Annotated in this window: 11 protein-coding genes and 1 pseudogene; 9 read left to right on the top strand and 3 right to left on the bottom strand. The window is 37.1% G+C overall.

Annotated elements, in window-relative coordinates; all coding sequences use genetic code 11:
- The first annotated feature begins 75 nt into the window (after window positions 1–75).
- From D1953_RS19060 to D1953_RS19075, 4 genes are all read left to right on the top strand, one after another.
- Entirely contained in the window at window positions 76–552 is a 477-nt protein-coding gene (locus D1953_RS19060) for a TRAP transporter small permease (RefSeq protein ID WP_119118732.1), read from the top strand.
- Entirely contained in the window at window positions 549–1,829 is a 1,281-nt protein-coding gene (locus tag D1953_RS19065) for a TRAP transporter large permease (protein WP_119118733.1), read from the top strand. The genes D1953_RS19060 and D1953_RS19065 overlap by 4 nt, the downstream gene beginning before the upstream one ends.
- A gap of 18 nt (window positions 1,830–1,847) precedes the next feature.
- The gene (locus tag D1953_RS19070) at window positions 1,848–3,308 is read left to right on the top strand and encodes an aminotransferase-like domain-containing protein (protein WP_119118734.1); all 1,461 of its coding nucleotides are present in this window, start codon (window positions 1,848–1,850) and stop codon (window positions 3,306–3,308) included.
- Window positions 3,309–3,434: 126 nt separating this feature from the next.
- A complete protein-coding gene (locus D1953_RS19075) occupies window positions 3,435–4,049 on the top strand; it encodes a PH domain-containing protein (RefSeq protein WP_119118735.1) in 615 nt (204 codons plus the stop codon).
- Between the two features lie 146 nt (window positions 4,050–4,195).
- On the opposite strand, the gene D1953_RS19080 is transcribed toward D1953_RS19075, so the two are convergent.
- Complete coding sequence (locus tag D1953_RS19080) at window positions 4,196–4,738, bottom strand: recombinase family protein (RefSeq protein ID WP_119118736.1); 543 nt, start codon at window positions 4,736–4,738, stop codon at window positions 4,196–4,198.
- Window positions 4,739–4,922: 184 nt separating this feature from the next.
- Between D1953_RS19080 and D1953_RS19085 the strand changes: the two genes are divergently transcribed.
- From D1953_RS19085 to D1953_RS19095, 3 genes are all read left to right on the top strand, one after another.
- A complete protein-coding gene (locus D1953_RS19085) occupies window positions 4,923–6,386 on the top strand; it encodes a SulP family inorganic anion transporter (protein ID WP_119118737.1) in 1,464 nt (487 codons plus the stop codon).
- 21 nt (window positions 6,387–6,407) lie between these two features.
- Window positions 6,408–6,827, top strand: coding sequence for a universal stress protein (locus D1953_RS19090; protein WP_119118738.1), 420 nt, complete (start codon window positions 6,408–6,410; stop codon window positions 6,825–6,827).
- 580 nt (window positions 6,828–7,407) lie between these two features.
- A complete protein-coding gene (locus D1953_RS19095) occupies window positions 7,408–8,076 on the top strand; it encodes a TetR/AcrR family transcriptional regulator (protein WP_119118739.1) in 669 nt (222 codons plus the stop codon).
- An 80-nt stretch (window positions 8,077–8,156) separates the two neighbouring features.
- Here the strand turns inward: D1953_RS19095 and D1953_RS19100 are convergent, their stop codons facing one another.
- Window positions 8,157–9,164 (bottom strand): bile acid:sodium symporter family protein, encoded by a 1,008-nt coding sequence (locus tag D1953_RS19100; RefSeq protein ID WP_119118740.1) that lies wholly within the window; start codon window positions 9,162–9,164, stop codon window positions 8,157–8,159.
- Between the two features lie 144 nt (window positions 9,165–9,308).
- Window positions 9,309–9,725 carry a DUF6306 domain-containing protein gene (locus D1953_RS19105; RefSeq protein WP_119118741.1) on the bottom strand — a complete coding sequence of 139 codons (417 nt, stop codon included), beginning with the start codon at window positions 9,723–9,725 and terminating at the stop codon, window positions 9,309–9,311.
- Between the two features lie 119 nt (window positions 9,726–9,844).
- On the opposite strand from D1953_RS19105, the gene D1953_RS19110 reads away from it, so the two are divergent.
- Window positions 9,845–10,552 (top strand): Crp/Fnr family transcriptional regulator, encoded by a 708-nt coding sequence (locus tag D1953_RS19110; RefSeq protein WP_119118742.1) that lies wholly within the window; start codon window positions 9,845–9,847, stop codon window positions 10,550–10,552.
- A gap of 48 nt (window positions 10,553–10,600) precedes the next feature.
- Window positions 10,601–11,128, top strand: a pseudogene (locus tag D1953_RS19115) (toprim domain-containing protein); the annotation flags it as partial.
- Between the last annotated feature and the right edge of the window lie 19 nt (window positions 11,129–11,147).

The following is an 11,147-nucleotide window of genomic DNA, read 5'->3' on the forward strand; positions in this document are numbered from 1 at the left end:
TGTAGAAATAGTACTCGGAAGGAAGCGAGTTTCCTTTCGAGTCTTTTCTTATTTAATCAAGATGGGGGAAGTACAGTGAAAATCTTTGTTAGGCTAGAGGAGTGGTTGTTAGCGATTTTAATGATTGTCATTTGTGGAGTAACGATGGCTAACGTGTTATCTAGATACTTTTTAAATGTATCGCTTTCAATGACAGAAGAGTTAACAACAAATTTATTTGCTTATGCAATCTTTATTGGAGCGTCTTTACTTGCCAGGGAAAAAGGGCATTTAGGTTTTAGCTTATTAACAGATTATTTGCCGCCAAAATTGCAAATAATCATCGCAATCTTAATTGGTTGTTTAACAACTGTATTCTTTGCTGTTCTGTTTTGGTTTGGGCTAGAAATGGTGATGCAGCAATATGAATATCAGCAAAAAACGCCAGCTTTAGGATTAGATGAATGGATTATGGGTTTATCAGTTCCACTCGGTTCCTTTCTATGCGTTCTTCGTTTCTGGGAAGGGTGTATCTTGGAAATTAAAACGATTAGAGGGAGAATGAAGTCATGAGTGCAACAGCGATTTGTTTATTTGCCAGCTTTTTTATATTATTATTTTTAAATGTGCCAATAGCCGTTGCTCTTGGTTTATCCACGGTTATTACGATGTTTGCGTTTGAATTACCGTTACCATCTTTACCGTCTACGATGTTTTCATCAATGACCAAATTTACATTACTTGCAATTCCTTTCTTCTTCCTAGCAGGATTAATCATGGAGAGAGCGGGGATTTCTAAGCGTTTAATTGCCTTTGCTCAAGCAATGACAGGCCATTATCGAGGCGGCATGGCAATTGTAGCCGTTATTGCAGCTACTTTCTTTGCATCCATGTCAGGTTCCGGTCCAGCAACAATGGCCGCTGTCGGTGCGATTGTCATCCCAGCCATGGTAAAGCAAGGATACCGAAAAGACCAATCAGCAGGATTACTTGCAACGGCTGGTGGAATGGGTATCGTTCTTCCGCCAAGTATTGCCTATGTTGTCTACGGGGTCGTTGCAGAAGTTTCAATTGGTAAACTATTTATTGCGGGTATCGTTCCCGGTTTATTAATGGGGCTTTGTTTGGCGATTACTGGATATGTAATAGCGAGAAAGTACGATATTCCAACATTGCCGAAAGCAAGCCGCCAAGAAAAGTGGAAAGCGTTTAAAGAAGCTTCTTGGGGGTTACTGGCACCTTTAATTATCCTAGGTGGGATTTACTCCGGTTTATTTACTCCCACTGAATCAGCGATTGTAGCTGTATTTTATGGTTTATTTGTTGGTTTATTTATCTATAAAGAGTTTAGTTTGAAAGAGATTCCTGGTTTATTAATCGAGTCTGCGAAGAATACATCTATGATTATGTTAATCGTCGCAGCGGCTTCCTCTTTTGCTTGGTTGTTGACAGTAGAGGGAATCGCTCAAGATATGGCTAATATGCTAATGGGATTTGCCGACAATAAATATACGATTCTATTAGTCATTACCATTATTTTATTGATTGCAGGGATGTTTGTCGATGCGATTTCTGCGTACTATATTTTCCTGCCAATCTTTTTACCGATTCTTGTTGCAATGGGAATTGACCCGATTCATTTTGGGGTGTTAATGACATTGAACCTAGCGATTGGTTTAGTAACGCCGCCTGTTGGATTGGATTTATATGTGGCCTGCGGATTGACAGGACTCTCCTTAAAACAGATTTCAAAAGGAGTTATTCCATTCCTTTTAGTTGCTATTGTCGTTTTACTGCTCGTTACTTATATCCCGGCTTTGTCATTATGGCTTCCAGGCTTAATGGATTAAAACAGAAGGGGGTGCTCCATGACTGGAATTTGGCAAGATATCAAACTCGACAGTGAGCACAAGCTTCCGTTATATAAACAAATATCTGAGCAAGTTGAAAAAATGGTCTATCAAGGCAAGCTAAAGCCAGGCACTCGTTTGCCAGCAGAAAGAAAATTGGCAGATTACTTGCAAGTGAGTCGAATGACCATTACATTGGCTAATGAAGATATGAAAACGAAGGGGATTATTCGCAGTCAACAGGGGAGTGGGACCTTTATTATGCGTGGGCCGCGTCGAGAGCGAGTTCACACGAAGACTAAGTGGCAATCCAACTTCGTTTATGAAACAGATACGATGAATCATGGGTTAGAAGCGATTATAAAGTTTGGACAAAACTCGGAATCTATTCAGTTAGCAAGGGCAGGTACCGCTCCTGAAATTCATCCTGGTATCGGGATAAGCGAGTGCTTAGCCGAGTGTTTACGGAAACATCCAAAGCTTATACAGCTCCCATCTCCTACACAGGGATATGAACCACTTCACTCTTATATGCTTGAATGGTTAAAGGAAAGTGAATTATACCCTAAGAAAAGTGAAATGATGATTGTTTCAGGAGCAATGCAAGGGTTGGACCTAATCAGTAGACTATTTTTAGGTCCAGGAGATTATGTCATCGTCGAAGAACCAGGATTTCAAGTTGCCTCTGATGCCTTTACCGCAAGCGGTGCGCAAATTTTGAGAATAACATTAGATAAAGAAGGAATGAAGTTAGATAATTTAGAACAACTACTAAGGAATTTCCCAGTAAAGTTTATCTATCTAAACCCTACTTTTCATAATCCGACTGGAATCACGATGTCACAAAAAAGAAGACAAGATTTATTAGTACTTGCTAAGAAATATCATGTTCTAATAATAGAAGATGATCCAACGGGCTTGCTCTACTACGGGAAAAAACCTGCTCCTCCTCTAAAGGCGAGAGATGAGGAGGGTATGATTATTTATATTCGATCATTCTCAAAATATTTATTTCCAGAACTTCGTGTAGGGGTCCTTGTTGCACCAGAGGGCGTCATTACGAACCTAACGAAAATTAAGCAGCGTATTGATTTACATAGCAATGTTTTAACACAAGCAGCTGTGTATACATTCTTATCTGAAGGGCGTTTAACTCCTCATTTACAACGCGTCAGAAAGGCGTATAAGGTGAGGGTAGACATGGTTCAGGAGGCTCTTAGTAAATCGAAAGCGGTTAGTGTGCAAGTACCGGAGGGCGGCATTTTTGCGTGGTGCAAGTTAGAGCATGGACTTTCTTCGGAAAGGCTCCTCGATTTAGCTCTGCCTGATGTATCGCTTGTTCCAGGGAATTGGATGAGCGGAACAGGAATGTATGAAAATTATTTCCGCTTAGCCTTTACAAATCCATCGCTTGAGCAATTGAAACGTGGATTGAACAAGATTGTGGAGATTATAGATCGAGAAGATATGAAAACATGAGTCTAAAAGAGGCTCATGTTTTTTTATCATTCATATGGAGCATAACCCTACTAAAACACCATATAAATGTATATTGGTTGTTGGTAAAATGAAGGAGATGACAATAGTTAAGGAGGAGCTTATACAATGTTTAAAAAAATTGCTGCGGATGCGTTAGGCCTATCTGATATTGGTAAAATTATTTCCCCTTCTGATTACGATAAAACAGATGCTGATGATTATGTCATGCATGAAGATAACGAAAAAATCTACTTTTTAATTAAGACGAAAGCGGATGAATATTGCTTTACAAACTTAGCGCTTATTCATGTGGATGGAGCAAGTGCGGTTTCTTCGAAAAGAACGTTGAAGCGCTACCCATATGCGCAATATTCCATTTCTAATGTGCTTCTTGAAACAGCTGGAAAAATTGATATGGATGTAGAGATTAAATTTAGTATCGGCAATATTCAATTTGATATCGATGTACGTAAAGATCAAATTGAACATCTGAAGGATTTATATAAATCGCTGCTGCGTATTGCTGAAATCACCTATGAGAATAAGATTTACTTAGAAATGGGTTCACGAAGCTTAGATAAAGCGGTAAGTATTCTTCAAAACTCAAGAACAGATGATAACAAACTAGCTGATACGTACAAAGAGTTAACCGATTTTGGTTTTACTTGGCTGACATCTGTTCATGATCAGTATCATTTGAAGGATTTTGGAGATGTGTTTGAGAAATATATTAATAACTAATTGAAAAAAAAACACCATTTGAGTGAAGGTTATGAACTTCAACTCAACATGGTGTCTTTTTTATTTATCAATATCAACGAGAGGGAGCAGGTTATACTTTCTAGCTTTTGTTAAAGCCTTCGTTTGAGAAAGGAAGACAAATGATTTTAATTTTCTAGATAACGATACAGAGTTGACTTACTAATCCCTGTTTCAGCTTTAATCTCAGCCAGACTATATTTTTTACTTTGATACATAATAATAGCACGTGTTACATTTTCATCAGGCTTTCTTGGTCTGCCTGGAGTAGCTCCTTTTTGCTTGGCTCTATCTATGCCTTGTTTAGTTCTTTCACTGATTACGTCACTTTGAAATTCTAACAGGTGCTTCGCGATTTCATTAAAACTGTACCCTGAAGCCCTGCTTGTATCGATTCCTTCTGAAATAGAGTAAAGGTGAGCTTCTTTAGCAGCCATTGTATCTAATACTTCGACTAAATGACGTGTGGAATCAGCAATAGTGAAAAGCTTAGTAATGACTATTTTGTCACCTTGATTGAGATGATCTAGCAAATGACGTAATTGCACTCTTTTTTTAGCTGAGGAATGCTCTTCTGAAATGATAGTTTGACAATTGACCTCTGTTAAATAGCTATGTTGCAGTTCACAGTTTGGATCTTCTTGGGAAGGCCTCATATACCCGATTAACATTGTATATTCTCCTAACAATCCTTTGTTTAGTGTATCATATCATAAAAAATTTCTTTAATAAAAAATTCCCAAAATAGTTCTTTTTCGGGGCGAATGGTGATACACTCATTTTATTGATTATCGATTCTTGACTTTTAGGAGAAGTAAAAGTTGAAAAAATCTACGTGAGGGGTAAATAACGAACATGACAGAAAAGTGGAAAAAAGAATGGTTTTCAAATATTAGAGGAGATGTTCTTTCTGGGATTGTTGTCGCATTAGCATTAATTCCGGAAGCTATTGCCTTCTCCATTATCGCAGGAGTAGACCCCATGGTTGGGCTGTATGCTTCTTTTACTATGGCAGTCGTTATTGCATTTGCGGGCGGAAGGCCTGGAATGATTTCAGCCGCAACTGGAGCTATGGCATTATTAATGCTTCCTTTAGTGAAGGAACATGGATTGAACTATTTGTTCGCCGCAACCCTTTTAACAGGAATTATTCAAATTATTTTTGGTGTTTTTAAAATAGCTAAATTGATGAGGTTTATTCCGAGAGCGGTCATGATTGGTTTTGTTAATGCCTTAGCTATTTTAATTTTCATGGCACAGGTGCCTCATTTTATTGGAATTTCCACTATGACATATGTTTTTGTGGCTATTACATTAGTGATTGTATATGTAGTGCCTAAATTTATTAAGTCTATTCCGGCTCCGTTAATAGCGATTATTGTATTAACCATTGTTGCAATTTATTCAGATGTGGAGCTGCGTACGGTTGGTGATTTAGGTACGATAACGCAATCATTACCGACGTTTTTTATACCAGACGTACCGTTAACATTTGAAACGTTGAGCATTATTTTTCCTTATTCTATTGCTTTAGCTATTGTAGGTTTATTAGAGTCCTTACTGACGTCCTCAATTGTTGATGATATGACGGGAACGGAAAGTGATAAAAATAAAGAAGCCAGAGGACAAGGTATTGCGAATATCGTGACTGGTTTCTTTGGAGGAATGGCAGGTTGTGCGATGATTGGGCAGTCCGTCATCAATGTAAAATCAGGTGGACGCGGCCGTTTATCTACTTTTATCGCAGGTATATTTTTAATGTTTTTGATTATTGTATTAGGCGATTTAGTCGTGCAGATTCCAATGCCTGTTCTAGCTGGAATTATGATTATGGTCTGCATTGGAACATTCGATTGGTCTTCTTTCTCTTATTTAAGAAAAGCACCAAAAAGTGATGCAGTAGTCATGCTAGCTACGGTATCTATCGTAGTAGCCACGCATGATTTATCAAAAGGTGTCATTGCAGGTGTTATTTTAAGCGCAATTTTCTTTGCAGCTAAAATCTCTAAGATTAAAGTAACGAAACGTAACGTAAATCAAAATTTAGTGTTTGATGTCGAAGGTCAATTATTCTTTGCTTCTGTTGAAGGTTTTGTAGACTCGTTTGACTTTACCGTTAAACAGTCCAATATTATTATTGATTTCTCAAACTCTCACATATGGGATGACTCGGCTGTAGGAGCTATTGATAAAGTTGTGATGAAATATCAAGAAAGCGGCAATACAGTAACGATTAAAGGCCTAAATACAACGAGTCAAAAGCTTGTAGATAAACTATCTATATATGATGATTCTCATGCAAAGTTAGGTACACATTAATCTTTCAATAGGAGTGGGATGATGTATAAAAAAATCTTATTAGCTGCGGATGGATCGGAAAATTCATTGAGAGCAGCTGAAGAAGCTGTAAAGGTAGCTTCTTTAGATAAACAATGTGTGATTGAAATTGTATATATAGTGAATTTCACAAAATCTAGAAGTGAGGTTCTTCACGCTCAAGGAAAAGAAGAATTAGAATTATCGCGTCGAAAAAAACTTGAATCAGTGGAAAAACTGTTAAAGTCCCATGAACACTCTTACCGAATTAATATTATGCATGGAGAGCCTGGTCCAACGATTGTTGAGTATGCGAATAAAGAACAATTTGACTTAGTTGTCATTGGAAGCCGCGGACTTAATTCTTTACAAGAAATGGTGCTGGGAAGCGTAAGCCATAAAGTGGTAAAAAGAGCTAATTGTCCAGTTCTTATTGTAAAGTAAGTACAAATGTTCATCTTTGCTTAATTTAGAGAGTATTTTACTTAGCTGCTTATTTGTTTGACTTAAATAAATAGGGAATAAAGAGACAAAACCACCGATTAATGATCCGGTGGTTTTGTTTATGAGTTGGATTATGCTTAGTCATAAATAAAAGTAATTCATTGTTATTGATTTGAATAAAATACATAGTAAAGTTAAAATGAGTAATCAATCACTTCTTTATAAATGGAGGTATGATATGTGAATATAAGCATTGCAATCGAACGAGTTAGTAAACGTTTCCGTAAAAAAGTGGTCTTATTATTCCTGTTGTTGTGATTCCACAAATCTTTTTTGCTGGTATTCTCCCGCTTGATGGAATGGCGGATTGGCTGCAAGCAGTAGGCAGGATTATGCCTATCTACTAGGCGGCTGGTGCTTTGAAGGGCATCATGTATCAAGGACTGAGTTTAAGTGAAATGAGCGGAAATATATTTACCCTAGTTGTCTTTGCTATAATCTTTATTACTCTCAATATATTGGCATTGAAAAAGTATCGTAGGTTATAATTAAGTCCAGAGGATAAAGGAAGTGATCTTAATTGTCTGAAGAAAATCTATTAGATGCAATTATTGCCCAAGCAAAGTTGTCAAAGAAGCAAACTACTAAACAACGAAAAATCGTTGAAACTGCTGTTAAATTATTTGCTGAAAAAGGGTATGCCAATACGTCAACGAGTGAAATAGCAAAATTCGCTCAAGTAGCTGAGGGTACGATTTTTCGCCATTATGGAACGAAGGATAATTTATTGCTTTCGGTTATTCTCCCGTTTATCAAAGATGCAATGCCTACTATGGCTGAATCGGTTTTTAGTGGGATTATGACCCAAAACACAGCTTGCTTTGAAGACTTTTTAAGAGCTTTGATCAAAAATCGACTCCTTTTTATTAAAGAAAATAAAGAAATATTTCAAGTGGTAGTTAAAGAGTTACTATATAATGATGAATTAAGAAAAGAGCTGCAACCTTACTTTTTTGAAAATATTATGCAGCGTATCAGCAAAGTTATTACGATGTTTAAAGAACGTGGTGAGCTTATTGACGTATCAAGTGATACACTCTTAAACATGATATTCAATGTTGTCGGCAGCTATTTCGTATCACGTTTTGTATTACAGCTTGCTTATTCAGATATGGATGAAGAAGCAGAGGTAGAAAATCTAGTTCGATTTATTATGGATGGAATAAGAAAACCAAGCCAGGGGATGTAATTTCCTTTGGCTTGGTTTGTTTGGGATAAAAGTTAATAGTAAGTTGGGAGTCTATTAAGCCTCTTTGAGAAGGCTGTAGCTTAGTCTATTCTTTTTTCTTTTTGTTCATTTCGATTTTTTAAAAGAGTTCCTTTTCGCTCTTGGTGGCTTGCCCACTTCTCTGATAATGGCTTCCACGCAATTGCAATAAGGGCCCCTAGAAATGTATTCGTAATCATATTTGCAACAGCTGGTACAGCAGCAATCGGACTAATATGGTGCATAGCAAGGATGGAGGCAAGCGCTGTATTACAGATTCCAAACTCATAAAACATCGAAATTCGGTCCGATTTTGGCATATTGAAAAAGATTCCATATATATAGCCAAGAATCATTGGAATCATAATTTGCAAAAACACACAGAAAAAGATAAGTGGAAGTAGACTAATGTTTTTCTCTAAGATGCCTTGTGCACTCGATACAATTGCTAAATTAATAATAATAATCGCAATAGATGAGAGATACGGTAAAATTGGTTTCACTTTTACGGTATAGTGCTCCCATTTGTATTGAATGAATAGTCCAAGTGCAATAGGAACCAATACGACAAGCACCATTTGTTTAAACATTGATAACGCATCAATCGGAATTGTACTATTGATAGTAACTTTCATAAGCAAGGGTGTTAAAAACGGCCCAATTAACGTATCGACCGCCGACATCATAATACTAAGCGCTAATGTTCCGCCTGCCATAAATGTGTATAAATTAGCCGTTGTCCCACTCGGAACCGCTCCTGCAAGCAGCACACCTGCTTTTAGTTCGGGATGATTGGTAAAAAACAATGTAGCTAACAGAAAAGAAATCCCAAGTGTAATAGTCCATTTTCCTAATACACCGAGAAATGCATTTTTCGGTTTGGATATTACTTTCTTCAAGCTATCAATGGACAGTGTTAGCCCCATTGTAAATAAAATAAAAGCTAAGGCGAAAGAAGGCCATTTTCGAATAGGAATAAAAGTATCAGGAAAGAAGTAGGCCGAAACAGAACTACAAACAATCCATAATGGTAGAAGTGTGACAATGATAAAATGTAAAAAGCGTCTCATTATAACCCCTTGTTCCTCTTTTCTTCAGCTCGATAGGAACCGATAATTTACAATATTTCTCCTTATTATCTCGCGATTAGAACAAAAAGGCTAGAGCCAATGTAAGATATTGGTCTATATGAATGACGCATGTTTAGTTAATGTTCATTTCCCCATTAAATATTTATCTAATTCATTAATATTTGTATGGTGTTTCTCTTTCATTTCTTGTAAAAATAGTTCTGTATCAGGGTGGATATCATAAGCAAGGGCTTCGTCAATTTTGCGTGCGACCCATGCTTGACCTTTGTTGAGAAGAGTCAGCTTTTCTTGTAAAGTATCAAGAGCAATCACTTTATCAGCAAATGCGCCTGTTTGTTTGCTCGGAGTGCCGCCTTCTCGTAAGATTGCTTGGTGGAGACCAGCACAACTCCAAGCTTCGTCTTTTTTTACTTGCTTATATTGAGCGTCCAGTTCCTCTGATTGGTGTTTTTCTAAAAGATAATTAGCTGTTTGTACACCTGCTCGTTCGGCTTCGAGTAATGCATTTAAAAGATCCAATAATGCTTGCTTTTTGTCCATAATTCTTCCCCCTTACAATTTTTAGGATTAATATGTTAAGTTAATTATAAGCTTTTATCGTGATTTTATAGTGATATTTATCATTGCAAACAGGTGGTAAGTTACAAGGGGAGATTACTATGCAGGCTAATATGAATAGAAGCGGCTTTATTTCACAAGAGCTCTTTCAATTATTAGAAGAAATCGGGACAATCAAAAAAATTGAAAAAAATACATATTTATTTCAAGAGGGGATGGAGGCCAATGAATTGTATCTGATTAAATCCGGTATGGTTCATTTGCATCATCTAACAATGGAAGGGAGAGAATTGACGTTACGAATATGTAAGCAACATGATCTTATAGGAGAACTCATTTTGTTCGCGGAACATGCAAAATATATATTAAGTGCCAAAGTAATAGCGGATGGCGAGGTACTGATGATTCAGAAAGATCAACTTGAAAGAAGATTAAGTTCAGATGGAAAGTTAACGTTTGAATTTATGAAATGGTATAGCGACCATGTAAGAAACATTCAATCGAAACAAAAGGATCTTTTGTTAAACGGCAGAAAGGGTGCTCTTTATTCGACATTGATCCGTTTGGCAAATAGTTACGGAGTCGAGCATCGTGATGGCATATTAATCGATATGTTGTTAACAAATCAAAATTTGGCTGACTTTTGCGCTTGTACTCGCGAAAGCATGAATCGGATGTTAATTGAATTAAGAAAGCAGGGCATTCTTTCTTATAATCATTCTGGAAAAATTGTTATCCATGATATTGACTTTTTACGCCAAAGAAATGGATGTGACAGTTGTCCAATTGAGAAATGTAGTATTAATTGAAATATGAGATAATCAAGCTGTAAGCTTTAAATGGAAAGGATGTTTTTATTGAGTAAAACCGTTGTTCTAGCCGAGAAGCCGTCGGTCGGAAGAGATATAGCAAAAGTCTTGAAATGTGGGAAAAAAGGAAATGGTTATTTTGAAGGAGACAAGTATATCATTACATGGGCGCTAGGTCATTTAGTGACTCATGCCGATCCAGAAGCTTATGATGAGAAGTATAAATCATGGCGTTTAGAAGATTTACCGATGCTTCCGTCACCTTTAAAATTAGTTGTCATTAAGCAGACAGGTAAGCAATATCAAGCAGTTAAAGCGCAATTGAATCGAAAAGATGTAAATGAGGTAGTTATTGCAACAGATGCAGGCCGTGAGGGAGAACTTGTAGCACGCTGGATTTTGGAAAAAGCAAATGTGAAGAAGCCAATTAAGCGTCTATGGATTTCTTCTGTTACGGATAAGGCGATTAAAGAAGGATTTAACAAGCTAAAAAACGGTAAAGAATATGAGAATTTATATGCGTCTGCGGTTGCTCGTGCTGAAGCAGACTGGCTTGTTGGGATGAGTGCGACACGTTAGGTAGTGAAAAGCTATC

The organism is Peribacillus asahii, from assembly GCF_003570725.1.
GTDB lineage: Bacteria > Bacillota > Bacilli > Bacillales > DSM-1321 > Peribacillus > Peribacillus asahii.